This is a genomic window from Flavobacteriales bacterium (assembly GCA_016713875.1).
In the GTDB taxonomy this organism is placed as follows: domain Bacteria; phylum Bacteroidota; class Bacteroidia; order Flavobacteriales_F; family PHOS-HE28; genus PHOS-HE28.
Genome location: JADJOI010000003.1, coordinates 101,955 through 124,947, shown reverse-complemented (window position 1 = coordinate 124,947; position 22,993 = coordinate 101,955). Strand labels below are relative to the sequence as shown.

Below are 22,993 nucleotides of genomic sequence, written 5' to 3'. Positions count from 1 at the left end.
GGCGCTACGAAATTCCCCTGATCCGGACCCACGTGGAAACCCGTGGGTGGACCCCCGTGAAACTACGTGGGTGCCGATGTGCAATTCACGGTGCCGAACGCATGCGGCGCAGGGCGGTGGTCACCTTGGGGTGCCGGCGGGCGAGCGCGTCCAGCGAGTCCTGCATCTGGCGGCTCATGCTCCAGCTCATGGTGAAGTCCATGTCGGCGGCCTGCTCGTAGAGGTTGATGTCCACATAGCAGGTGTCGCAGCGGAAGCTATGGCGCAGCTCGGCGCGCAGGCGCTCGTCGTTGATGCCGGTCTGTGCGGTGTAGGTGCCCAGCACGGTGAGCAGCGGTGCGGCCAGGTCGTTGGCCAGGGTGTGCAGGCGGCCCTCACCGCCGTCCGGACGATCGGGCGCCGTGTTGCTGATGTGCAGCACCACGGGCCGCACGCGCTGGATCCACGCGGTGTCCGGGCTGTTCATGCGCAGGGTGGCGATGTGGCGCAGGATCTCGGTGACGATGCCGGCGCCGCTGTTGTCGAAGTAACCGCCGTCCACATAGTGGTTCCACCGGCCGTTGAAGTACAAGCCGCCGGCGGGGCTCATGTAGGGGAAGCGCGCGCTGAGGATGGCGGCGGTGCTGAAGGCCAGGTCCGCATCGCCGGCGAAGCGTTGGGCGAGCAGGTCGGTGCGGCGGCTCACCGCGTCGCTGTCGCCACAGAGCCGCATGCTGGCGATCACGCCGGGCAGGCCATCGTGCACGCGAGTGGTGTTGAGGAAGAGCAGGGGCAGCGTGTCCGCATACCGGTTGAACACGGCGCGCACCGGTCGTCCCCAGGCGCTGTCGGCCCGTTCGAGGGCCTGCTCCAGCGCGCGCGCGCGATCGGGCCAGAGGCCACCGCCCAGGTTGAGCAGGTCGGGGCCGAGCAGGTGGGCGAGCGTGGGGCTCAGCAGGTCGGCGCGCAGGCTGCTGTGCGTGGTACCCATGCTGCCGTTCGCGTCGGCAAGACGCAGGTCCAGGTGATAGGCCGCGAGCCCCACGGCGCCGCCGCTGGTGCCGCTGAGGGCGAAGAGCTTCACCGGGAAGCACGGTTCGGCCCGGCCCAGGGTGTCCAGCACGCGCAGCACCCAATGGCCGCTGCGGCTGGCACCGCCATCGGCCAGCACGAAGACCATGGGCAGTGGGCCCTTCCGGCCCTGCGGTTGACGCCTATACCAGTTCGACAAGGCCTGCGCGATGTCGGGCCGTTCGTCGCGCACGGGGGCTTTCTCCGTGTGCAGGTGCACGGCGTGGTGATCGCGCACGGCGCCCATCAGGAGCACAAGCCCCAGCAGCCCGAGCCCGATGGGCAGGCCCGTGCGACGGCCGAGCACCCGCAGCAGGTTCACCAGGCCGGTGATGAGCGCGAAGCCCGCCCAGGCGATGCCGAGCCCCCCCACCGCGGGTGCCGCCGCAGGGAAGGCCCACAAGAGCAGGTGCGCCGCCAGGAGCCCCGTGGCGATCAGGTTGAACCGCCGGAAGTGGCTCAGCTCATGGTCGTAGGGCAGCATGTCGTGATGCTGCGGCCGGTGCTCCTCCTCCCTGCCGGGGAACAGGAACGGCCACGGCGCTCCGGGCCGCGGCACACGAGGGTGGATCACCGGCAGCCACTGGCTGCGGAGGTTGACCAGCACGCCGAACGCGCTTTGCATCAGCACGAGCATGGCCACCGGCACAAGCCACGGCAGCCCGGGGAGCTGCAGCCGCGTGTCCTGACCCGACACCACGAGCACCAACGGGCCGATGAAGAGCAGGGCGTGGAGCTGGACGCGCAGCCGGGCCAGCTTGCGGGGAACGGCGGCCCGGTCGCCGCGCACGGCGCCGATGAGGCGCGCCCGCACCCGCACGCGCAGGGCGTGGCAGAGGCGGGTGAGGACGACGAACCACACCGCGTCGAGCGACACGGTGAGGATCACCGGGCATTCGCAGGTCCACTGCTGCAGCCCGTTGCCCGCGCGCACCACGGCCACCAGGGCGGCCATATAGGTGCCGTGGCCGATGAGGCGCGGCAGCACGCTGCGGATGCGGGGATGGCGGCCGGTGCGCGCCCAGCGGAGGAAGGCGACGACGCGGGCGCCATACCATGATACATATGCGAGGGCGATGACGGCGAGGCCCAGGACCCCGCGGCGCAGGGGGTGCTCCAGGGTGAGGCGCACCAGGTCGCGGCCCTGGTCGAGCTGCAGGAACAGCACATGGATGACCACCACGAGCAACACACCCGGCAGGAACACCGCCAGGGCGCGCAGGCGCTCGCTGAGGTGATGACGGTCCCACCAACGGAGGCCAAGGTGAAGCAGCCGCATCATGGGACGGTCGGGATGGGATGCGGCCGGATGAGCAGCACCAAGGGACCGCGGTTGTTGAACGCGAAGCCGGGCACATCGTTGGCGCAGGCGGAAAGCACGCCGGAGGCCGGGGCCGTCCACACGCGGTCCGTGCCGATCGGGAAGGGATCGCCATCGCCGCCCACCCGGCCGATGAGGCTGAACCACGGCGCGTAGGGGGCGATGAGCAGGCCGTGCAGCAGGGACCACCCCGCGGGGTCCAGGCCATTGGCCGAACAGGGCTTGAGGCCTCCATCACGCCACGACCCGAAGGCCTGCAGCCGGTAGCACCGGCCGGCCTCCACGCGGGCGATCGTGGTCCATGCCCTGTCCGCACGCACGAGCGTGATCGCGACGGCGTCCCCAGCCGTGGTGCAGGGCAGCGCGACCGGTGCCTGCAGAAAGGAGCAGCGCATCAAGGATACCAGCAGCACCGCTGCGATCGCCACCAGGCTGACGCGCGCGATGCGCATCACTCGTCGCTTTCCTGTGCTGCCCATCGCGGCCTGAAAGTACCCGGCCGTCGCGATCCGGGGAAGCGCGTCGGTGGAACGCGGCAGCACCACCTCCGTTCACTGCGGCCGGCCGCACATGGGCCGACCGGCGGTGAACGGCAGTGCGATGACCGTGCGGGACCTTCGGCCGGCGCGGGATGCGGAGCGTGCACCCCCTCGCTCCGGGCGATGAACGGCCGCGATCGCATACGAAGAAAGATGGTTCCGGACCAGGGGGGAATCACGTGGGTGACCCACGTGGAATTCCCTGCCCCCTCCACGTGGAAATCACTGCCCTTTTCGCTTGGTGGGTATGAATGGTCGGCAGAGCTTCGTGTTTCGGCCAACCGATCCTCCCATGCCCCACGCTCCCCGACCGATCCGCGGCCGCGACCAATGGTGGAACAGCACCTACACGACCGAACTGCATCCGCTGCGCCTGGAGCGGCCGCGCACGCTGGCGGACCTGGAACGCGTGGTGAACGAGGCCCGCGCGCTGGGCCTGCGCGTGCGTGCCGTGGGGCGCGGCCACAGCAGCAGCGATGCGCCCTTCACCGAGGACGTGCTGGTGGACACCGCGCGCCTGGACCGCATCGCCGCCTACACGGCCGCACGCACGCCGGGCCCGTACGTGGAGGTGGAGGCGGGCGTGCGCGTGCGCGACCTCAACACCGCGCTTGACCGCATGGGGCTCAGCATCCGCGCGATGGGCGGCTACAACGGGCAGTCGGTGGTGGGTGCCATCCTCACCGGCACGCACGGCTCGTCCATGGACTACGGCGCGTTGAGCCGGATGGTGCGCTCGCTGGTGCTGGTGGTGGCCGATGGTCCGATGGCGCACAGCATCCGCATCGAGCCCTCCGCCGGCTTCAGCGACCCCGCGCGCGGGCCCGCCAACGGCCCCCTGCTGCTGCAGGACGATGAGGCCTTCCACAGCGCCGTGGTGAGCATGGGCGCACTGGGCCTGGTGCACAGCATGGTGCTGGAGGCCGAGCCCACCTACTTCCTGAAGGAGGTGCGGCGCGAGAGCGACTGGACGCGCACGAAGGACGAGCTGCGCAACGGGCTGCTCGACCGCTACAGCGGCGTGTTCGTGCAGATCAACCCGTACGAGGAGCCCGGCCGCGAGACCACGCTGGTGATGACGCACCAACGCGTGGCGGCGATCGACCGTGTGCGCCGGCTGCGCGAGGACCTGCTGTTCGGTATAGGCTGGCTGAACAACGCGATCCGCAATCCGCTGCTGCTGCTCGCCGGCCACTTCCGCTTCACCTACTGGCTGCTCGTGTGGCGGCTGAACCGGCGTCCCGAGCGCATCGGTCGGTTGCTGCGCTCGGCGATCCGCGGCCAGCGCGACAAGGGCTACACGCAGACGGCCCACCGCGTGTTCTACCAGGGCGCGGCCCACCTGAAGCTCCGCGCCTACGATACGGAGAACGCGCTGCCGCTGCGGCAGGCGCCCGGCGGAGAGCACTACCTCGACGTGGTGGACGGCCTGCTGGACATGCTGCGTGAGCTGCATGCGCGCCACGGGTTCCACCTGTCGTCGCCGGTGGGCCTGCGCTTCGTGCGGCGCTCGGCGCATTGGCTGACGCCGGAGCACGAGCGCGACGTGTGCTACGTGGACGCACCGGTGCTGCGCGACGCCTACGGCAACTCCAACTGCGTGGGCCGCGTGCAGCAGTACCTGAAGAAGCACGGCGCCATCCCGCATTGGGGCAAGCGCAACGAGGTGTTCGACCACGCGCACATCCGGCGGTGCTACCCGCGCTTCGACGCGTGGGCACGGCAGCGCGACCGCTTCGACCCGGAACGCCGCTTCGCCAACGCCTTCACCGAGCGCTTGCTGGGCCCCTAGGGCGACGGCCCCTTCACGTTGATCCACGCATCCCGCCGGCCCGCATCGGTGGTGCGCTGCGGCGTGCGCACCCGGAGCGGACACACGTGGAAACACATGCCTGTCCCTTGTGGAACCACATGCCTCACCCACGTGGAAATCCGTGGGTGCATCCAGTGGTTTCCCCTCTTGTGGAACGGCCGTGGATCGGTTGGCTTTGTATGCACCGGCTTCAACACCCTGACCACCATGCCGCCCCGCCCCCGCAGACCGCGTGATCGAGCATCGAAGGACGCACAGCACTACACCACCGAGGTGGAGGTGCACCTGCGCGAAGGCTTCGCCGGGGAGGAGCTGCGGTTGTGGTGCGACGACCACCTGGTGGCCACGCTGCATCCCCGCTCGCGGGTGCAGACCGGCCTGGCCGATGTGGTGCGCGTGGCCGTGCGGTCCGGTGCGGTGATGCGCGTGGCCGTGGCGGGGCATGCGCGCGAGGCCCGCTTAGTGATCACGGAGGCCCCGTACGGCATCGCGGCGGACCTGACGCCCGATGGGCCCGTGCTGGCCCCGATGACCGCGCCGCCGCGCTATGCCTGAACCCATCTGCTGATGAAAGGACCCTGACGGTCCCTGTTCCATAACCCCCAAACCCCCATTCCCATGAGCGCAACACGTCGAACCACGAAACGAGGGGAGGCCACTGCACCGGCACCGCCGCCGGAGCGGTTGATCCCCGATGACCGGCATCCGGACCATGTGGACGGCAGCCTGGACGACGGCCCCGAGAGCTTCACGCCCGTGCCCGACGGGCCGCTGCCCCCGCTGCCTCCCCTGCCACCGCTCCCTCCTCCCTTCCCGCCGGACCGGCCGCCCTTCCCGGGTGTGCCCGACCTGCCCGTGAAGCCCGGTCCGTTCCCACCCGTCCCGCCCTTCCGCGTGTGCGGACCCGTGAGCGGCCGCTACAGCACCAGCAGGCCCATGCCACCGATCATGCCCGTCGGCATTTCGCCGCTGCCGTTCGATCCGCAGCTCACCGTGCGCGTGGACGTCGACCGCTTCTATCCGCAACGCCGGATCTCCGTCGAGCTGTCGCGCCGGTTCCCCATGCAGCGGGCCCATGTGATCGCCGAGGTCACGAGCGACCTGTGCGTGGGCTTCAACAACCGTGTGGTGCATGCCGAGATCGTGTACCGCGACGGCGACACCTCCGCGTTCCCGGGGGACCGCATCACCTTCCGGGCGAAGCGCACCACCGGCAAAGGATACGGGGCCTACAGCATCACGCTCCACGGGGCCGGCACCACCAAGCGCACCTTCACTCTCCACTTCCGCTCGCGCTACTTCGATGCGGTGAACTTCGAAGTGGACCAGGTGTCCAACGCCGGCACCGTGGTGACCAGCTATGACACGGGCTCGCACGATGTGCGGCCGGCCGACCTGCCCGATGAGACGCTCTCCCTGGCCACGGTGTACCAGCGCGCCGGGTTCGACGTGCGCATGTCCTCCGGCACCTCCACCATCCCGGTGGCCGACGCCGGAGCGAACGGCACGTGGAGCGACAGCGAGATGCACAACGCGATGGTGACCTACTGGTCGCTGTTCGCCGACCGGCCGCAGTGGGCCATGTGGGTGCTGTACGCCGCGCGCCACGACTCGGGCCGCAGCCTGGGCGGGATCATGTTCGACGACATCGGCCCCAACCACCGGCAGGGCACGGCCATCTTCACCGACAGCTTCATCCAGGACGCCCCGGCCGGCGATCCGCAGGCCGCGGCCTGGCGCCGGCGCATGCAGTTCTGGACGGCGGTGCACGAGATGGGCCACGGCTTCAACCTGGCGCATAGCTGGCAGAAGTCCCTCGGTGCGCCCTACGGCAACCCGTGGGTACCGCTGACGGACGAACCCGAGGCGCGCACCTTCATGAACTACCCGTACAACGTGAGCGGCGGCGAGCGTGCCTTCTTCGAGGATTTCCGCTTCCGCTTCTCCGACCAGGAGCTGCTGTTCATGCGGCACGCCCCGCGGCGCTTCGTACAGATGGGCAACTCGGCCTGGTTCGCCGACCACGGCTTCGAGGCCCCCGACGCCCTAGCCCCGTGGAGCCTTCGGATCCGGCCCAACAAGATGTCCAACAGCTTCCGCTTCCTGGAGCCGGTGCATCTGGAGCTGAAGCTCACCAACCTCACCGGGCGAGCGGCGGTGGTCGACGCCGACCACCTGTCCGACGGACGGCACATCAGCCTGCTGATCCAGCGCGATGGCGGCCTGGTGAAGCCCTGGCGGCCGCTGATCACGCGCTGCCACGAGCACCACGGCGATGATCTGAAGCACGGTGCCTCGGTGTACGGTGCGCACCCGGTGAGCGCCACGCCGGAGGGCTGGGTGATCGACGAGCCCGGATTCTACACCATCCAGGCGGCGGTGCAGGTGGAAGGCCAGGTGGTGATCAGCAACGCGCTGCGCATCCACGTGGCTCCGGCCGCCAGTGCCGAGGAGGCGCGCGTGGCCGGCGACTGGTTCACCGAGGAGGTGGCCCGCGCCCTCGCCTTCCAGGGCGCCCCGGCCCTGAAGGACGGCATGCGGACCCTGGAGGAGGTGGCCGAGCGGCTGCCGGACAACCCGGCGGCCCTGCACGCGGCCGTGGCCCTCTCCAGCCCGCAGCTGCGCCAGTTCAAACAACTGGTGACCGCCGACGGCGGCGCGCTCGCCGTACGCTCGGGCAAGAAGAACGTGGAGCAGGCCGTGAAGCGGCAACGCGCCGCGTTGCTGAAGTCGCCCGAGCGCAGCGCCGACACCTTCGGGCACATCCGCTTCTTCGCCCAGTTGAACACGCTGGCCCTCGCCGCCGCCGAGGACGGCAACGCGACCGAGGCACGCAAGCTGCTCAGCACATCGATCGACCTGATGAAGCAGCGCGCCGTGCTCGACCGCGTGATCCGCAGCACCGAGAAGCGCCTCGCCTCGGTGAAGTGACCACCCCCGCAACGATAGGCCGCACCGCTCCGGCGGTGCGGCCTTTTCGTGCGCGGCCGTTCACCAGGTGGGCGCGAAGCCCACCGCGATGGACACGATGCCGCAGGCCAGGGCCGCGGAACCCAGCGCGATGCTGCGCCCGCTCCATCGCCACCAGGCATGCCAGCGCGCCTTCTCCCGCTCACGTTCGGACCGCCGGCGGGCGCGGTCCGCCTCCGGGGCGGCCTGGCACACGGCACGAGTGCGCAGCACGCTCACCGGATGGGCCATGCTCTCGCCCGCCAGATAGCGATGGGCCAGGGCCGCGCCGCCTGAGCACCACGCTTCTTCGTCCCCCCCCCCCCTAACAGCTCTGGCGAACACACGCGATCGGCACCTCTTCCGAGCCTTGGTTATAAGCAGCACCATCGATCAATTGATGAACTCCTTGTTTTCCGGGAACGGATAGATACAAATGCGTTTGGGATCGGTCCTATTGATGTTCAGCTTGGCGAAGAACATCGGATGGATCACACAATGATCGCTCTCGGTCAAGTATATCCTATCATCGAAAAAGTACTCGAAATCCGCCCGAAGGATACAGGTCTTCTCATCGGTATACCCTCTCCTGCGTCCGACCACACCCAGTTCCATGACCAACTTCTTGAACTCATACGCGGAGTATGTCCGGTCCGGCCATTGGCCTGCTGTTCGATGAGCCATACGATCCAGGAAGTTGGCCTTGAACTCGACCGGAGCTCCTTCCAACGCCGAGATGATCTCACCGATCCTTGGGTATACGGACCGATAGGAATTGATCAATTCATCTGCCAGATCCACCTCGCACTGCCGAACGGCGTCGCGTATCGTGGCACCAGTGAACCGCGGGAACTCGTTCCGCTCCCCCGCCAGTCGCGCGATACGATTACACAATTGAACCAGTTGTCGAGGCTTCAGGTGTGTGTGTCTGAGCACGTATGGCCACGACCGCTCCTCAATTCCGCATCGGTTGAGCAGTTTCTCATCAAAATGCCTGAGCCAGATCTTGGCATGGATATCCTCGAACGAATCCCAATTCACCTCCTGTTCGCTGATGTGCGGCAGCCCCACGGTGACCAGGTATTTGTGCAACCGCCAGCAGATCAAGCGCATCAGGTCCTTGGGCCTCCACGTGATGAACAGGGGATCACGGATGTGCTTCGCCGTGTTCGATATGGCGTCCTCCTTGATGTAAGGGAAGACCTCGTCAGCGACACATACTTTGATGTGCAACCCTCGGCCGGCATATTGCAGATTGAAGCGGGAGGCGCATTCGATGAGCGCTGCCGTGATCTGCATCTCTTCCTGGCTCCGCACCTCGTACTGCTCCCGTGAATCGATCGCGATGAACAGCGGGTATTTCGAAGTGACGGCCAACGCCATCTCCCGTGCCTCCACCATCCGGGTGCTTTGAAGTCTTTTGCTTACGGCATCGATAACGGCAGAGGCGTTCTCCATGGCGAACTTGGACAAGACCCCAGCGACCACGCTCTTGACAATGCTCGCGAATCCCGCATGCTCTTCGATCGGATCCAGTACGTTATCCAAGCGCGGCTCCCGCTCGCGCAATTTGGTGAATGCCAGCTGCCAGAAGACATGCTCCCATACCGAGACCAACTTCTTGAGACGCGAGCTCTGAACGTGCAGTTCAGAGCTCACCCTGAACATCTCCTCATAGTAATCATGATCATTGTTCACAATGATGCATCCTGCATTCTTATAGCGGGTCTGATACTTGAAGTGCTCCAAGAGCGATGACTTCCCGCTTCCCCGACGTCCAACGATCAAGTACTTCTCGGGGTCCAGCGATTCTGCGACGAAGCGCAGGTGTTCAAAATAATAGTTGTCCCAATGATCCCCAAGTCTCAGGCTCTCGTTCTCGAAGCAGACCTCTCCGAAAGGTTGGATCAGGCTTCTTGACGACGCCTCCAAACGCTGCTGCTGATGTACCTTGTGTTTCATGAACGTGAAGTATCAACTTATGCCAAATGATCCACTTGCGCGGGTCGCCGACTTCCTTCTCATCGCCTGGTGTGTCCGTTGTGGTCGGGATAGGTACACCTATTCGTACTGCAAAGTCCGGGTAGCGTGTAGCGTATCCCCTGCCGCACCGATCATCCGTGCCGTGATCTGATATACGCCCACTCGTTTGAACGGATTGTCAACCACGACCGAGCATCTACCCAGCTCATCGATGTTCCCGTAACCCGGGAGGACCAGACCCTGCGCACTTGTATCCGGCGCGAAGCTGAAGACGACGGATTGGCCCTCCGAGGGCGCCCCGATGGTACGGTCAGCCTGCAGCATGATCGTGACAGGCGCGTTCACCATCGTATCCACTGTGTATGTGGACAACGAGAGTTGAATGCTATGTGGCCGTGCGGTCACCAGTTCCAGCTCATGCGCTAGTGTTAGCGTGGCCACCTCGGCGGTCACCGAACAAGGCCCCGCCTCGCGCCCGCTCGTCAGCGTGGCTGACGCGGTGCGATCGCTCCTGATGGTGGCCAGATAGGTTGCGCCGCCCGGGAACGAACCCCGGTCGGTGGTGAACAATGCGGTCTTGATGGATGTGTCGGTGCGTGCATCAAGGACCAACCGGATAACGATGGTGCTGGCCCCATCGGCGGGGAGCTCGGTCACACCCCCGCTGTCCATGCGGGCCAGGTCGTCAACGTCCACGATTTGGACCTCTTCCTTGCAGGCACCAAGGCCCACCAAGAGGACCATGAACAGAATGTGCGGATGTTTCATGATCAGAACCGGATCAGGGTGACACGACCTTCACAGTTGCTCGCGCCTGCGCTCAAGCGATACTCCACCCCGAACTGGATGCGCCCTCTCCCATCACAATTCCCGGCCGTGACCTTCAGCTGTGCAGGGATCCGGATCTCGCCCTGTCCGGCCTGCAGGGTATGCTGGAACTCTTTGGCGGTAACCTCGCTCCCCGTGCTCAGCACGAACCGATAGGGGTCTGCCGGTCGGGTGCTCTCAATGAGGCCGTTGATCCGCTGCCCAGGATGATCAGGGTTGTTGTAGGTGATGATGAACGTCACATCGTTCAAGCCGCAGCGCAGGGTGGCCGGCTCACACTTGAAGGAACGAAGTTGGATGCACATGACGGTGGTGGTTACTTCAGGCCGAAGATGTTCTTGAGTTCCAGGCTGGCAGAGAGTCCGACGTACGGAGTGAACTTCATGCCATAGTCCGTGACCAATGGGTTGCGATCATCCTGCTCGTACATCAGCACGCCGCCATTGAGCGTGGCGAAGCTGAGGACCCGTAAACCCGCACCCAATAGCAGCGCCCGATCACCGACGATACCGCGCTTGTCAGAGCCTGGGTCATTCATGCTATTGTCCGTAAGCCCGATGCAAACTGACCCACGCGCCAGAAGCCATTGACCGATGGAGTAATTGTAGACATCGAGCGGAAGCGCATGATCGATCGGACGTAAGAAGAAATTAATGGTTGTGAACATCCGGAACTTATCACCATATATGTCATATATACCGCCATAATTAAGACTGTAATGGAACTTAGCATTCTCCTTGGTGCTCATGTCGTATGAGCTCGCCAGGATGCCATACGTGGCGGGTATCACCACCTTCTCCACAAGCACCTCCTGCAGCCGTTCCACCTCCTTCTTCACGCTCCTCGTGGTGTTCAGCAATTCGTCCTGATCCGCTTCACTCGTTCCATCGACACTCCTGAACGTGGTCTTGTCCGAGGCAAGCATCGAATCGACATCGGCAACAGTGGCCAGATCGCTCTGAAGTAGGCGGGCCATGGTCCGAGCGATCCTCTTTGCTTCCGCGTTCGTGGTCCGGAGGCCCGGATCGTCCAGCACAATGTTCCGGATGGCCGTATCCCATTCTGCCAGCGCACTATCCAGTGCGGCTCCCGCATCGGTGCGCAAAGCGGCTATCTGCACATCATCCACGCCCATCCCCTTTTGCGCGATATTGCGAGCGGCCTCATTCAGGTATGCCGTGATCACTGCATCCAGATAGCCATTGAAGGAACCATCGACCACTTCACTCAAGAAGGAAACACGGGTCGTCATGGTCTCATAGGTCACTTTTCCCAGATCCAAGCCCGAAGTGCGCAATGCGCCACGCACCCGGTCCTTCTCCCCTTCCGTCAAGCTCCGGCGACCGGTCAGCTCGACATAGTAGTCTTTGTTGGGCTTAAGGAGCAGCAGTTGAGGCACGGAAACGCTATCGCCGATCACCGGTAGATCATTGACCTCATAGTGCCGACAATCATTACTGAGCCGGTGGTGAAGATCCGGTTTCATGCGGCATATCGAACATCGGGGTGACCGAAGTAGCTTTTGATGTGCTTGGGCTTCTTGGACACGCTTCGGTAATGGGCCAAGATGTTCTCAACGAGTTGCTCCTCGGTGCGCGGCGGCGGAGCGCTGGTCACGTTCTTCTTCAGGTCGGCATTGGCCACCTCCACGGGGTTGAGTTCGGGTGAGTAGCCCGGCATGAAGAACAGTTCGATGCGCTCCTTGTGCTTTTCCAGCCATGGGCGCAGGACTTTGGCATGATGCACCGGCAGGTTGTCCAGGATGAGGAACACCTTGCGCTTTGCCCCTTTGATCAAACGTGCGAGGAAATCTGGAAGATCTCCGCATCAAGGGCGCCCTTGAAGACCATCCACCGCATCTGGCCGCGATTGGTGATGGTGGAGATGATCGAACGGCCGAAGCGCTTGTTCAGCACACGCACCACCGGCGTCTTGCCACGCTTGGCGAAGCTCCGTCCACGCACATCATCATTGCGCAGGCCGGTCTCATCCCCCCAATGGATGTCCGCGCCCTCCAATTCGGCCCTGCGCTTGATCGCCGGATAGACCTCTTCACGCCACTTGCGCACCAGTTCGGGCCGCTGTTCTGCTGCGCGGCGCATCGGCTTCTGTGCGCTGAAGCCCCAACGGCTCAAGTAGTCGGTCATCGTGCGTTCGGGCAGCACTACGCCGAAGCGTTCTTTGATCAACAGCGCGATGGCCTTGCGTGACCACAGCGCATAGGGCAACTTCAATTGATCGGGCATCTTGTCAGCGATCAGCCGAAGTGTCTGCTTCTGCTGCTCTTGCGTCAGGATCATGCCGCTGCCTTGCGGCCGCCCGCTGCGGCATACCTCAACGGCTCTCCATCCCCGCGCTGATAGCGTTGCCAAGCATCATTGGCCGCCGTCAGCCCAAGGCTGCACAGCGCGGAAGACTCTTTCAGCCCGCAACCTTGCAAGCGGCAGCGCACCGCCTGCCGCAATCGTTCGTTCAGCGCCTCATCGCTGAGGCTTCGCGCATCTGTTCGCTTCATGTCAAGCTCGATCCACAGATCGTGCCGATCGACCGCTTCTTTGTCACCGTCTCAGTAAGTATGGTCCGCATCTCATTGTCATTCGCCTGTGCCAGATAGCTCGTCCGCTTGCGAGGCAGCTCGTAGATGCGGAAACCGATCGGCTCCCCACCGCCCAGGGTACTCACGTTCTTGATCGTGAGCGTGAAATACCGATCGAACGGGAGTATGTGATTGGAGCCCGGATCACTGGCGTCGAAGGTGACACGCGACTGGCCCAGGGTTTGGCCGACCAGCATGAGGCTGACCAATAGCACAACGATACTGTGTTCATAGGAGGATCTCATGGCTTTTCCGGTCTTGAGTATGGGCGGGTCGATATCATCGGGCACGAGTTCGCCTCGTTCAATGGATTTTCACATCCGGTGCTCGATCAATAGGGGGCGTGACCATTCGGATCCATGTGCTCATCGTTCATTCCCATACAGCGCGAAGCCATAGCGCTGCTTGAACCAGGCGCTGAACGCCTCCTGCACCTCGGGCAACGGCATGCCCAAGACCTGTGCCACGATGGCGGAAGAGGCCAAAGGCACCGGTACCCCATCCGCCTCGATGGAGAGGTCATTGCGGTGCGCCTGCACCATGGCCACCAGCCGGCCGGTGTCCTGCAGCCACAGGCACACGTGCTTGGCCAGTGCATAGTGCACGGCGGGCATGCACCCGCTTTCCCCGGGCCGGCCATCGAAGTCCTCCCAGGTGTAGTTGAAGAGGTCCTCCAAGCGAGGCACCGTCACCTCATCCCGATAGGCCGAGGCCTTGCGCAGCATCTCCAGGCGGAAGTTGCCTTCATAGTCGTACAAGCCGGCCAGCGAGTCCGCCATGCGGTGGGCCGACTCGTACACCGACGCGGTGCCTTCATCGAGCCAGGCCGGGATGTCGCCGACATCCGCGCGCACCAACAGGTGGAAGAGCTCGTGGTAGAGCGTGCCCACCGCCTCCGCGCTGGCGGACCCGAACATGGTCATGTCCGCCACGCTGGAATACCCCAGCACGTGGCCGGGCACCGGCAGGTGGTGCAGTTGCCGGCCCAGGTCGGCCAGTTCGCGGTTGCCGTTCACCAGGCCCGCCGTGATCAGGAACGGTGGCGGCCGCAGGCCATAGGTGCGCAGGAAGAAACCGCGGGCCATCTCCAGTTTGGCCAGGGCACGCTTGACCGCGGCCCGGTCCAGCTGCCCGGCCCTGCTGAGCAGGACGTAGCTGCCCGCCGTATCCACCCGGTAGGTCGGCGCCACCGTCCGGCGCAACCGCCCCAGCGCCGCCGTATCGCCCGGCGCCACCACGGGCAGCAAGGTGCTCAGCTCGGCCTGGGCCTCCGTGAGGTCATCGGAGGGGATGGGCGTATCGCACCGGTAGATGCGCCCCATCTTGTCATGCACGCTGGCCATCAGCGGCATCTGCGGCACCCATTGCGCGCCACCACCGGTGCGCACATCCCCGGGGTCGTCCAGCAGGGGCGGACAGGTGGCGCTGCGCGTTTCGCAGGCGGCCAGTTCCATCGCCAGAAAGGCCTTGAAGTCCCGTGGCATGGTGTAGCGGCGCTGGATGGACCGGTACCAGCGCGCGGCCTTCTCGTGATGGTCCGAGCAATACACGGCCCGGGCGATGAACCAGTCCACCACGTAATTGCGACCGTAAGTGGTGTCGCGGACGGCCATGGCCTCGCGCCGGAGCTGCTCATACTGGCCCTGCTCCAGCAGCTGCAGGAAGTGCGCGGTGGGAATGGTGCGCTGTGCGACGGCCAACGTCACGCACACGGAGAGCACCGCCAGGGTGCACGCACGGAGGGCGGTTGTCGGGTTCATGGTTCAGGGACCGAGTCGGCCGGTATCACGTTCGGATCGCCCTCCGAACTGCCACCGTGCGCACCGATCAGGTCGCGCATGCTGTGCTCGTCCAACACAGGGCGCGTGGGCTGGATGAGGTAGGTGTTGGCCGGATGCAGATAGAGGGGACTGTCCTGTGTGGTGACCCCTTGGTGGTGCACGATGGCCAGCCCCATGAGGGCGGCCCCCATCAGGCCGAAGAGGATGCCCGGGGAGCTGGAGCGGACGGCCACCTTGGCCTGCTGCCACTCGCCGGAGACGCGTGTGGCCTCTTCGCGGATGCGACCGATGATGAAGATGGAGCCGGCGATGGCCATGATCATGCCCGTGAGCAGGCCGAGGTACTTCACCAGGATGCGCGACACCAGCAGCAGCCCCGCCTGCTCATAGCGGCGCGCCACCACCTCCTGTTCCAACAGGGCCAGGGTGCGCCATTGCTCCAGGGCGAAGCGTTGGTCCACGCTCAAGGTGGAGTCCGCCCCCGCCCCGCCGAACAGGCGGTCCAGTTCGGGCTGCGGCCGGTCCACCACCGCTTCCTTGAACTCACGGGCCTGCTGGTAGCCCAGCACCATGAAGCCTGCGATCATCAGCATGGGCAGCAACAACAACAAAGGCTGCAGGCGGTTGGGCGTGTGCTCGGGGGTGTCCATGGGGGGGGGTGATGGGTCGTTACACGATGGTGCGGGCCCGGTGCAGGCCGCATTGCTCCAGAAAGCCGTTGGTGAACACCTCGCGCGCCTCGGCGTCCAGCAGGGTGGTGCGCGCCCGGCACCAGCGGTCCACCGCATCCACCCCGAACATGCGGTGCACCAGCGCCTCGTTCAGCATGTGGTTCACCTTGCCCCAGTGCATGGTGAAGGGCCTGCCCGAGGCGTCCATGCGCTGCACCAGGGCGCGGTAGAAGGTGTTGGTGCCCGTGCTGTCCACACCGTCCATCTCCAGCACGCAGGTGAGCGGGAAGCGGGTGAAGGCGAGCGTGGCCGGCGAGCCTTTCACGTAGCGCAGGGCGGTGACGCCGGCGAAGGGCCGCTCACGGTTCAGCGCCAGCACCAGCTCCATGGTGCGCGCCGTGTCGGCCGCGGGGATGCCGATGGCCAGGCTGGCGGCGCGGCCGCGCACCCGCGTGCTGTTGAAGTGCTCGCTCATGGTGCCGGTGCGCACCTCGGCCGCCTTGTAGGCCAGCGGGTACAGCACGTTCACGATGCCGGGGATGAGGTGTTCGCCCCGCGGCCCCAGGATGTCCAGCGCCCGCTGCAGCACCTCGAAGGTGTTGTCGCCGTACTCGAACGTGGGGTCCTTGGGGATGCGCGGGTAGTCCGCGCGGTAGGGGATGCGGTACATCACCTTCAGGAAGAGCCCCTTGTCCGCATCGTTCTCGGCCAGCTGGTGCGGGTTGAAGCCCACCTCGAAGTGGAAGGGCGCGGCCCCGGCGGCGTTGTGTGGCGAGGGCACCAGGTCGGGAAAGCGTTCCCAGTCGCCGGTGTTCAGCAGGTCGCGCGTGCGGTCGTTCAGCTGCACCCCCACGCGCCGGTGCTCCTCGAGCAGCGCGATGGGCTGCCCTTCGAGCAGCACGCCGTGGATGATGCCGAAGCTGCCGAAGCTCACCAGGGCGGCGTTGAAGAGCTCGTCGTCGCGCAGCAGCTCCACGCCGGTGAGCCGGTCGGTGAAGGCGGAGTTCACCACCGGGTCGCTCGCCCGCTCGAGCCACACGTGCCGGTCCGGGCCCACCACCAGGTGCAGGCCCACGATCTGGTCGTGCACGGCCCCGAAGCGGAAGGCGCCGCCGTGCGTGTTGGTGCTGAAGGCGCCCACGATGCTCTGCCCGTGCGCGGCGCCCGAGGCCCGCAGCATGCGCCGCTCCTGGCCGGCGCGTTCCAGCCGGTCGTTCAGCATGGCCACGCTCATGCCGCACTGCACCAGCATCAGGTCCTGGCTGCGGCGGCCGCGCGCCAGGAAGGCGGGGTCCACGAACGCATCGGTGAGGTTGAAGGAGAGCCGCAGGTCCATGGTGTCGAGCAGGCCGCCCTCGCTCACGTTCACCTTGCTGAAGGACCAGCCGCGGCCCAGGGCGCGCAGCCGGAAGCGCCCGCGTTGCGCCTCGCCGATCAGCCACCGCATGTTGGCCGTGGTGGCGTTGTAGGAGGCGGTGCGGCTGGGCAGGTCCAGGTTGAAGAGCTTGAAGGAGGCCCCAGCGCGCAGGGGCTGCGTGAAGTTCCCGTGGCGGTTGGTCCACTGCGGGAGGTCGAGGGGTTCGATGCCGGGCGGGTAGGGCATGGCGATGGGGTTCAGTGGCCGAATTCCTCGGTGGGCACGTTCTGGGGCGCGCAATCCCACTCCACGGTCTGCGGCATCACGATGCCCAGGGTGGCCACCGTGATCAGCGCGAAGCCCAGGTTGGTCTTCACGCGCACGCGGCTCATGGCCTTGTGGGGGCAGGTGGGCCGCACCGGCGTAGGCTGCACCAAGCCCCAGGCCAGGGTCCACTCGGTGGTATGGCAGTCCGTGCAGACCCCGTGGGCGGAGTCGCCATCGTCGGCGGCCCACACGTGCAGGGTGGCGCAGGCGGGCAGCATCAGGTAGAGCGCCAGGGTGGCCAGGGGCAGCGCAAGGCGGTGCAACAGCGGGCGGCGGGGCGTGCTCATGGCTGGGCGGGTGTGGGCGGGGTGGGGGTGCGGGCCGTGGTGAAGCGGACGGCCGGGTCGAAGTGCCGGCTCCGCAGGTAGTGGTCCGTGCGTTCGCTGGCCATGCGGGCAAAGAGGGTGGGTCCCAGGATGCTCCTGCATTGGCTCACCAGGTCGGCCTCGGGCGCCTCGCGCAGCGTCATGTAGTAGTCCGTGCCGAAGAGCACCCGGTCGCCCAACGGGCCCGCCAGCAACGGCAGGATCCGCTGCAGGGCCTGGACCTTATACAGCGTGTAGCTGATGTCCGTCCACACGTTGGGCCACACCTGCATGAGGCCCACCACCTCCTGGTGCCAGTTGTCGGGGTCGATGCCCCACTGCTGCACCTTGTGGGTTTCGCCGAGGATCTGGTCGTCGCCGCCGAAGTGGGCCAGGCAGAGCTTCAGGTGCGGGTACTTCTCCAGCACGGGCTCGTAGTTCTGCGGATGCAGCAGGGCGTTGCCCCAGTACTTGGCGTCGCTGCGGGCCTTGGGGTGCGCCAGGTAGCGCGCCACGCGGGCGCGGATCGCCGGCATCACCGGCGACGAGGGGTTCAGCGTGGGGGGCTCGGCGTGCGGCAGCACATGCTGGATGCCCCCGGTGAAGTGGGTGCCGTAGCGCGTGCAGTGCGTCATGATGGGCACCTGCTCCTCCTGGGCCCAGGCGTACAGCGCATCGAGGGCCGGATCGAAGGGGAAGAAGCCCAGACTGGGATAGAGCTTGATGCCGAAGAAGGCGCGGCGCTCCACTTTTTCGCGCACCCACCGCACCAACGCCTCGCCCTGCAGGTGCCGCGGGTCCACGCCCACGAAGGGCAGGAAGGTGTCCGGGTAATGCGCTCGCACGCGCTCCACCTCCGCCAGCTGGTCCTCGATCCGGGCATGGCGGCTGGGCAGCACGTCCATGTGGTCCATGTTCAGCGTCAGCGCCACGAAGCGCGTGTCGGGCCCCAGGAGCGAGTAGGCCTGCCGCATGGCGCCGAACACCTGCTCCTGGGTGTTCTGGGTGCCGGCCTCCAGGAACTGGAGGTAGCGCAGCAGGAGGCCGTCGCCGCGCCGCCCGGCCAGCCGCTTGATGAGGCCCCGCATCCAGGGCTTCTCCAGGAAGTACTTGATCTCATCGGCCCAGCGGTCGGCCCAGGGCGGCAGCACCATGCGGAAGAAGTGGTCGGGGGCGCAGGCGCCCGTGAACACGTGGCTGTGGATGTTGGTGATGCGCATGGCCTAGCGGTGCTGCCGTTCGTCGGTGGTCTGCGGCTTCACGCCGCTCCGCCGGATGTTGATGAGCTTCACCAGGGCCTCGAACCAGAACGGAGCGCCCTGGCTCAACGACCACCCGGTGATGAGAATGCCGACCAGCCACTGGAGGATGCTCCCGGCCTTCGGGGTGTTCCGTTCCTGTAGGTGGCGCAGCACGGCGCGCTGCGATGGCCTGGCCCCCTCGGGCAGCTGCACCGGCCGTGGGTCGCAGAACCAGCTCAGGGGCGCGTCGGCGGTGTTCCAGCCCAGCGGCAGCTGCCAGGACCGCACGTGCTCCACCACCGCCTCGGCGTCCGCCAGGGCGCGACGCTCCGCCGTGTCCAGCCGCTGCGCCGCGATGCGCAGCAGGCTGTCGGTCACCACCCCATCATGCCGCACGCCCATGCTGCGCATCAGCGCCAGGGTGGCCATGCTGTCCGTGCCCAGGGCCTCCCGTTCGGCGGTGTACCGCTCGGCCACGGCATCCGCCTCGGCCACCATGCGGTCGCGCAGGTCCGTGTCCAGCAGGAACATCCGCGTGAGGTGCAGGGAGTCCACGTTCATGCCCACGGCCACCAGGAAGCCCAGGAAGACCAGCTTGTGCTTCTGGTCGTTCTTATACTCCCCGCCGGCGCGCTCCATGTTGCCATCGAACCAGCGGCCCAGCTCCAGCTTCAACCCGTCCACATCCACCACCCCGTCCGCGCTGCGGTGGCGGTCCATGAAGTTCCTGAAGAGCTGCTTGAGCTCGCTCTCCGCCATGCCATCGATCCCTTTGTTCAGCCGGACCTGCAACGGGTCCTCGGCGCCCACGCGCACCCCCGCGTAGGTGCCGTCCTCGCGGGCCTCATAGCGCAGGGTCACCGCCTGCTCGGCCAGCACGTCGATGAGGGCGTTCGCGAAGCCTTCGGCCGGGATGTAATGCGGGTAGCTGTTCCCATCGCGCCGCATGGCGTTGATGATGGGGTGCTGGTAGATCAGGTGTCCGTAGTTGTGGTTCAACGGGTCGTCCAGCATGCGGTACACCACCTTCTGCAGGAAGACCCCGCGGAGCTTGATGCGCTTGTTCCAGGCCTCCAGCAGGATGCTCACCAGGATACTGAGCAGCGCGTAGACCAGCACCAACGCGATGATGGTGTCCAGGTAAGGGGTGAGGAGCGCGGCGCTGATCATGGCTGCTGGGTCTGCTGGAGCAGGTGCTGGCGGACCTCTTCGGGCATGCGCCAGGCGTTCTCGTTCACGATGCTGCTCTTCACCCGCGCAATGGCCGCGGGGTCTTCGTGGCGTACGGTGTCGAGCTTGCGTCTGATCTCATCCACGTTGTGGAACTGCGGGTACGCGGTGTAGGCCTTGTTGAACTGTGCCCGCGCGGCCGGGATGTCGTTGTTCAACAGCGCGTCGAAACCCGCACGCTCCGCCGCGCGGGCCAGGTCCACGGCGGCCAGAGGCACCTCGGCCGCACGGGCCACCACGCGCTCGGCCGCGTCCTTCACGGTCTCGTTGGCGGCGTACCGCGCGAGCGCCTCTTCCAGCTCGCTGGCGAACCGCGGGAACAGGCCCACGATGATCGCGAGCGCCTTGCGCTGGTCCTCGGCATCCTGGTCGATGTAGCGGTTCAGCAGGATGTCGGCGACCTGCTCACGTTGCTTCTCCGAGGAGATCGCCCGCTCCAACGCCAGCCGCTCGTCGGCGATCGCCTTCTCCACTTCCAACCGCATGTCGGTGGTCCAGGCCTCCTGCACCACCGGCGCCACCACCTGGGCCAGGGGGATCAACAGGGAGGCGATCAATGCCGCCAGTCCAACGGTGGGGGTGGGCATGGTCATGGTCGGGGCGTTGCTCAACCGGTCATTCGGTAACCCAGCAGGTCCTGCGCGGGGTAGCTGCTCACCCGCACACCGTTGCTCTGGTTGCCACCGAGCACCATGATCCCCGAGCCGCGCCGCTCCAGGAAGAAGGCCACGTGCCCGCTGGCGGGGCTGCCGCCGCGCCGGAAGACCGCGATGCTGCCCACCGCGGGTTCCGCGAGCGACCGGCCCCAGGTGAGCCAGCTTCGGGCCGCCGCGCTGTTGGTGCCTCGATGACCCGCCTGGGTCACGCACCAGTTCACGAACGCGGAACACCAGGCCGTTTCATCCGTGGTGGCGCGCAGGGTGGTGGTGGCATGGTACCCGATGATGCGCGGGTTGTGCTCCGGGCCGGGGAGCTCACGCACGCTTACTTCGGCCCGCGCGATGGGCAACCAATCGGGTTCGGCCACCAGGACCGCCGTCGCCCAAGGCTCGATGTGGGCGGCGCTCACCCAGCCGGACAGCCGGCCATCGAGCAGGTGGGCCGTCACCTGCGCCCACCCCTGGTCGGTGCGTTGCAGGTCGAGCGGCGTGTTCAGAGGGCGCCGGCCGATGATGTCGGCATCCGTTCCGGGCCGGGCCCGCAGGCGCAGGACAGAGGCGGTGGTGCGGTGGGTGGGCATGGCGAGGTGTGTGTCGGGGCGTGGTGATCGATCTCAAGGGTTGGCCGCGCTACCGCCAGCGGTATGGGCCATCGCGCTCGGTCCTTCATCCTCCAGGGCTTCCTCCTGTGCCGGTGGTGCCGCCACTTTCCTCCCCTGCACCATCCCCCTCCCCGGCTGCGGCGGGTCGAAGCGTGCGGAGGAGCTCCATCCGCCCATCCGCTCGATCAGGCCCTGGAAGCGTGTGGGGTCGAAGCCCATGACGAACGACAGGGCCGAGGTGATGCCGGCCATGTGCACGTACTTCAACTGCCCCTCGGCAGGCGTGGGCGGTTCGGCGAAGGGCGACACGTCCAGCAGGTAGGAACTGGTGATCACGAGCAGGTAGACCGCGAAACTGCGCTTCATGCTCACCCACGGTTGCTCGTAGAGGTACTCCAACTGCCGCTGGAGGCGGTCCACCACGGGCAGGTCATTGTGCACCAGCGCGCGCATCAGGTTGGCCTGGATGGCGCGCGGGTCACTGTTGTAGCTGAGGCAGCCCGCGATGAAGGCGGCCAGCAGGCCGAGAAAGCAGACGTTGGTGGGGGTCCAGAACAGCAGCACATGCAGCGCCGGCTTCCACTGGAAGCCGTAACTGATCAGGTCCGCGCGCTGCGGTCCGGTCCGGATCCAGCAGCCCAACATGAACAAGGTCAACCAGCACATCATGGCCACCAGGCCCAGCACGCCGAACAGGGCACGGGAGCGCGCCGTGCGCTGCTCGAAATGGTAGCCCAAGGCGAGCAGCTCGTTCTTGGCCTCTTCGATGGACCGCTGCAGGGGAAGTTGGGAGAAGCTCATGGGCTGCAGGCTTGAGGTGTGCGGTGCCTTGGTGGACCGACGATCAGAGGCCTGATCGACCGGTGTGGCTTTGGCACATCCAAAGCAACCCGCTCGGGCGATCCGCTGTCCACGTTCTTTCACGTGGGTACACCCATGTGTTTCCACGTGGGTCCACCCACGTGTTTTCCCCCTGTTGCACCTGCTCCGCCACGGCTAGATTGGCCGCCGATAAAACCACCACCCATGCCGACCGATACCGGAGCGATGTCGCTCTCCGAACACACCCGTGCGCTCCAGGATTTCACCGACCACTTCCGCCACGCCACCGCGGGGTCCCTCAGCTCCACCCGGCAGCACCTCCTTTACGAAGAGCTGCAATTGCTCATGGATGTGCTTCCCGCCGGCCATCGCTTGGTGGTCGTCCACCTGGGGCTGGATGGCAACGCGATGGTGTACGGCCTCAGCTTCGTGCGCGGGACACCCTCCGGTGGCGGCCTGGACTTCCCCCAGCCGGACGCACCATCGCACTTCCTCGACGGTGGATATCTGCGCTCGATCACCGCGACCGAATGGCAGCCACTTCGCACCGCCTACCGCACGCAGGTGATGGTGGACCGCGGCGATGGCGGCGGCTTCGCGCCCCTCACGGACACCGACCCCCTGGCCGTGACCCTGCCGTGGGACGCGGAGATCGATGTGATGTACCGTTCGACCGTCGAGGGCGAGACCGGTCCGTTCCGCTTGGGGCTCTCCAGCGTGGCCGTGACACACGACAGCAGTGACGGTGGTCCGGAAGGATTCCGGCATGGCGTCGCCTTCCATGTGGAGCAACGGCGCATCACCGGCTGGACGGTGATGCTCGACGACACCGCGCACGACGGGGCCCCGTTCCGCTTCAAAGCCGATGACTATGGGTCCCTCTGCCCGCCACGATGTGGTCGTTTCGAGCGATAGGGTG

The 22,993-nt window shown here is 66.1% G+C and carries 24 protein-coding genes; 4 read left to right on the top strand and 20 right to left on the bottom strand.

Annotation, left to right across the window (positions count from 1 at the left end):
- Nucleotides 1-85 precede the first annotated feature (85 nt).
- Both IPJ87_01985 and IPJ87_01980 read right to left on the bottom strand, forming a co-directional pair.
- A complete protein-coding gene (locus IPJ87_01985) occupies nt 86-2,332 on the bottom strand; it encodes a patatin-like phospholipase family protein (GenBank protein ID MBK7940643.1) in 2,247 nt (748 codons plus the stop codon).
- Nucleotides 2,329-2,823 (bottom strand): hypothetical protein, encoded by a 495-nt coding sequence (locus tag IPJ87_01980; protein MBK7940642.1) that lies wholly within the window; start codon nt 2,821-2,823, stop codon nt 2,329-2,331. The genes IPJ87_01985 and IPJ87_01980 overlap by 4 nt, the downstream gene beginning before the upstream one ends.
- 379 nt (nt 2,824-3,202) lie before the next feature.
- Here IPJ87_01980 and IPJ87_01975 point away from each other — a divergent pair, with 379 nt between their 5' ends.
- The 3 genes from IPJ87_01975 (at nt 3,203) to IPJ87_01965 (ending at nt 7,654) form a co-directional block, all read left to right on the top strand.
- On the top strand, nt 3,203-4,702 hold the full coding sequence (locus IPJ87_01975; GenBank protein MBK7940641.1) for an FAD-binding protein: 1,500 nt from the start codon (nt 3,203-3,205) through the stop codon (nt 4,700-4,702).
- 228 nt (nt 4,703-4,930) lie between these two features.
- Complete coding sequence (locus IPJ87_01970) at nt 4,931-5,278, top strand: hypothetical protein (GenBank protein ID MBK7940640.1); 348 nt, start codon at nt 4,931-4,933, stop codon at nt 5,276-5,278.
- Between the two features lie 129 nt (nt 5,279-5,407).
- Nucleotides 5,408-7,654, top strand: coding sequence for a hypothetical protein (locus tag IPJ87_01965; protein MBK7940639.1), 2,247 nt, complete (start codon nt 5,408-5,410; stop codon nt 7,652-7,654).
- 60 nt (nt 7,655-7,714) lie between these two features.
- Here IPJ87_01965 and IPJ87_01960 read toward each other — a convergent pair whose 3' ends face one another.
- From IPJ87_01960 to IPJ87_01875, 18 genes are all read right to left on the bottom strand, one after another.
- Complete coding sequence (locus tag IPJ87_01960; GenBank protein MBK7940638.1) at nt 7,715-7,924, bottom strand: hypothetical protein; 210 nt, start codon at nt 7,922-7,924, stop codon at nt 7,715-7,717.
- 141 nt (nt 7,925-8,065) lie between these two features.
- On the bottom strand, nt 8,066-9,634 hold the full coding sequence (locus IPJ87_01955) for an ATP-binding protein (GenBank protein ID MBK7940637.1): 1,569 nt from the start codon (nt 9,632-9,634) through the stop codon (nt 8,066-8,068).
- A gap of 99 nt (nt 9,635-9,733) precedes the next feature.
- Complete coding sequence (locus IPJ87_01950; protein ID MBK7940636.1) at nt 9,734-10,423, bottom strand: hypothetical protein; 690 nt, start codon at nt 10,421-10,423, stop codon at nt 9,734-9,736.
- Nucleotides 10,424-10,425: 2 nt separating this feature from the next.
- On the bottom strand, nt 10,426-10,788 hold the full coding sequence (locus tag IPJ87_01945) for a hypothetical protein (protein MBK7940635.1): 363 nt from the start codon (nt 10,786-10,788) through the stop codon (nt 10,426-10,428).
- Nucleotides 10,789-10,799: 11 nt separating this feature from the next.
- On the bottom strand, nt 10,800-11,969 hold the full coding sequence (locus IPJ87_01940; protein ID MBK7940634.1) for a hypothetical protein: 1,170 nt from the start codon (nt 11,967-11,969) through the stop codon (nt 10,800-10,802).
- Nucleotides 11,966-12,280 (bottom strand): transposase, encoded by a 315-nt coding sequence (locus IPJ87_01935; GenBank protein MBK7940633.1) that lies wholly within the window; start codon nt 12,278-12,280, stop codon nt 11,966-11,968. The genes IPJ87_01940 and IPJ87_01935 overlap by 4 nt, the downstream gene beginning before the upstream one ends.
- Nucleotides 12,277-12,783, bottom strand: coding sequence for a winged helix-turn-helix domain-containing protein (locus IPJ87_01930; protein MBK7940632.1), 507 nt, complete (start codon nt 12,781-12,783; stop codon nt 12,277-12,279). Before IPJ87_01930 ends, IPJ87_01935 begins: the two co-directional genes overlap by 4 nt.
- Nucleotides 12,780-12,998 (bottom strand): hypothetical protein, encoded by a 219-nt coding sequence (locus IPJ87_01925; GenBank protein MBK7940631.1) that lies wholly within the window; start codon nt 12,996-12,998, stop codon nt 12,780-12,782. Before IPJ87_01925 ends, IPJ87_01930 begins: the two co-directional genes overlap by 4 nt.
- Nucleotides 12,995-13,369 carry a hypothetical protein gene (locus IPJ87_01920; GenBank protein ID MBK7940630.1) on the bottom strand — a complete coding sequence of 125 codons (375 nt, stop codon included), beginning with the start codon at nt 13,367-13,369 and terminating at the stop codon, nt 12,995-12,997. The genes IPJ87_01925 and IPJ87_01920 overlap by 4 nt, the downstream gene beginning before the upstream one ends.
- Nucleotides 13,370-13,444: 75 nt before the next feature.
- On the bottom strand, nt 13,445-14,839 hold the full coding sequence (locus IPJ87_01915; protein ID MBK7940629.1) for a hypothetical protein: 1,395 nt from the start codon (nt 14,837-14,839) through the stop codon (nt 13,445-13,447).
- The gene (locus IPJ87_01910) at nt 14,836-15,510 is read right to left on the bottom strand and encodes a hypothetical protein (protein ID MBK7940628.1); all 675 of its coding nucleotides are present in this window, start codon (nt 15,508-15,510) and stop codon (nt 14,836-14,838) included. The genes IPJ87_01915 and IPJ87_01910 overlap by 4 nt, the downstream gene beginning before the upstream one ends.
- Before the next feature lie 19 nt (nt 15,511-15,529).
- Nucleotides 15,530-17,134 carry an FAD-linked oxidase gene (locus tag IPJ87_01905; GenBank protein ID MBK7940627.1) on the bottom strand — a complete coding sequence of 535 codons (1,605 nt, stop codon included), beginning with the start codon at nt 17,132-17,134 and terminating at the stop codon, nt 15,530-15,532.
- Between the two features lie 11 nt (nt 17,135-17,145).
- Complete coding sequence (locus IPJ87_01900; protein MBK7940626.1) at nt 17,146-17,502, bottom strand: hypothetical protein; 357 nt, start codon at nt 17,500-17,502, stop codon at nt 17,146-17,148.
- Nucleotides 17,499-18,740 (bottom strand): amidohydrolase family protein, encoded by a 1,242-nt coding sequence (locus IPJ87_01895; GenBank protein ID MBK7940625.1) that lies wholly within the window; start codon nt 18,738-18,740, stop codon nt 17,499-17,501. The genes IPJ87_01900 and IPJ87_01895 overlap by 4 nt, the downstream gene beginning before the upstream one ends.
- 3 nt (nt 18,741-18,743) lie before the next feature.
- The gene (locus tag IPJ87_01890; protein MBK7940624.1) at nt 18,744-19,931 is read right to left on the bottom strand and encodes a hypothetical protein; all 1,188 of its coding nucleotides are present in this window, start codon (nt 19,929-19,931) and stop codon (nt 18,744-18,746) included.
- On the bottom strand, nt 19,928-20,584 hold the full coding sequence (locus IPJ87_01885; GenBank protein MBK7940623.1) for a hypothetical protein: 657 nt from the start codon (nt 20,582-20,584) through the stop codon (nt 19,928-19,930). Before IPJ87_01885 ends, IPJ87_01890 begins: the two co-directional genes overlap by 4 nt.
- A 14-nt stretch (nt 20,585-20,598) precedes the next feature.
- Entirely contained in the window at nt 20,599-21,231 is a 633-nt protein-coding gene (locus IPJ87_01880) for a TIGR02594 family protein (protein MBK7940622.1), read from the bottom strand.
- Nucleotides 21,232-21,264: 33 nt separating this feature from the next.
- Nucleotides 21,265-22,053, bottom strand: coding sequence for a hypothetical protein (locus tag IPJ87_01875; protein MBK7940621.1), 789 nt, complete (start codon nt 22,051-22,053; stop codon nt 21,265-21,267).
- Nucleotides 22,054-22,278: 225 nt separating this feature from the next.
- Here IPJ87_01875 and IPJ87_01870 point away from each other — a divergent pair, with 225 nt between their 5' ends.
- Entirely contained in the window at nt 22,279-22,989 is a 711-nt protein-coding gene (locus tag IPJ87_01870) for a hypothetical protein (GenBank protein ID MBK7940620.1), read from the top strand.
- The last annotated feature ends 4 nt before the right edge of the window (nt 22,990-22,993 follow it).

Excerpts from the sequence above, each read along its gene's own strand:
- IPJ87_01950 (MBK7940636.1), bottom strand. The coding sequence starts at position 10,423 with ATGAAACATCCGCACATTCTGTTCATGGTCCTCTTGGTGGGCCTTGGT.
- IPJ87_01960 (MBK7940638.1), bottom strand. The coding sequence starts at position 7,924 with ATGGCCCATCCGGTGAGCGTGCTGCGCACTCGTGCCGTGTGCCAGGCC.
- IPJ87_01980 (MBK7940642.1), bottom strand. The coding sequence starts at position 2,823 with ATGCGCATCGCGCGCGTCAGCCTGGTGGCGATCGCAGCGGTGCTGCTG.
- IPJ87_01925 (MBK7940631.1), bottom strand. The coding sequence starts at position 12,998 with ATGAAGCGAACAGATGCGCGAAGCCTCAGCGATGAGGCGCTGAACGAA.
- IPJ87_01890 (MBK7940624.1), bottom strand. The coding sequence starts at position 19,931 with ATGATCAGCGCCGCGCTCCTCACCCCTTACCTGGACACCATCATCGCG.
- IPJ87_01880 (MBK7940622.1), bottom strand. The coding sequence starts at position 21,231 with ATGCCCACCCACCGCACCACCGCCTCTGTCCTGCGCCTGCGGGCCCGG.
- IPJ87_01915 (MBK7940629.1), bottom strand. The coding sequence starts at position 14,839 with ATGAACCCGACAACCGCCCTCCGTGCGTGCACCCTGGCGGTGCTCTCC.
- IPJ87_01985 (MBK7940643.1), bottom strand. The coding sequence starts at position 2,332 with ATGATGCGGCTGCTTCACCTTGGCCTCCGTTGGTGGGACCGTCATCAC.
- IPJ87_01930 (MBK7940632.1), bottom strand. The coding sequence starts at position 12,783 with ATGATCCTGACGCAAGAGCAGCAGAAGCAGACACTTCGGCTGATCGCT.
- IPJ87_01945 (MBK7940635.1), bottom strand. The coding sequence starts at position 10,788 with ATGTGCATCCAACTTCGTTCCTTCAAGTGTGAGCCGGCCACCCTGCGC.
- IPJ87_01910 (MBK7940628.1), bottom strand. The coding sequence starts at position 15,510 with ATGGACACCCCCGAGCACACGCCCAACCGCCTGCAGCCTTTGTTGTTG.
- IPJ87_01885 (MBK7940623.1), bottom strand. The coding sequence starts at position 20,584 with ATGACCATGCCCACCCCCACCGTTGGACTGGCGGCATTGATCGCCTCC.
- IPJ87_01955 (MBK7940637.1), bottom strand. The coding sequence starts at position 9,634 with ATGAAACACAAGGTACATCAGCAGCAGCGTTTGGAGGCGTCGTCAAGA.
- IPJ87_01895 (MBK7940625.1), bottom strand. The coding sequence starts at position 18,740 with ATGCGCATCACCAACATCCACAGCCACGTGTTCACGGGCGCCTGCGCC.
- IPJ87_01870 (MBK7940620.1), top strand. The coding sequence starts at position 22,279 with ATGCCGACCGATACCGGAGCGATGTCGCTCTCCGAACACACCCGTGCG.
- IPJ87_01940 (MBK7940634.1), bottom strand. The coding sequence starts at position 11,969 with ATGAAACCGGATCTTCACCACCGGCTCAGTAATGATTGTCGGCACTAT.
- IPJ87_01875 (MBK7940621.1), bottom strand. The coding sequence starts at position 22,053 with ATGAGCTTCTCCCAACTTCCCCTGCAGCGGTCCATCGAAGAGGCCAAG.
- IPJ87_01970 (MBK7940640.1), top strand. The coding sequence starts at position 4,931 with ATGCCGCCCCGCCCCCGCAGACCGCGTGATCGAGCATCGAAGGACGCA.
- IPJ87_01900 (MBK7940626.1), bottom strand. The coding sequence starts at position 17,502 with ATGAGCACGCCCCGCCGCCCGCTGTTGCACCGCCTTGCGCTGCCCCTG.
- IPJ87_01905 (MBK7940627.1), bottom strand. The coding sequence starts at position 17,134 with ATGCCCTACCCGCCCGGCATCGAACCCCTCGACCTCCCGCAGTGGACC.
- IPJ87_01975 (MBK7940641.1), top strand. The coding sequence starts at position 3,203 with ATGCCCCACGCTCCCCGACCGATCCGCGGCCGCGACCAATGGTGGAAC.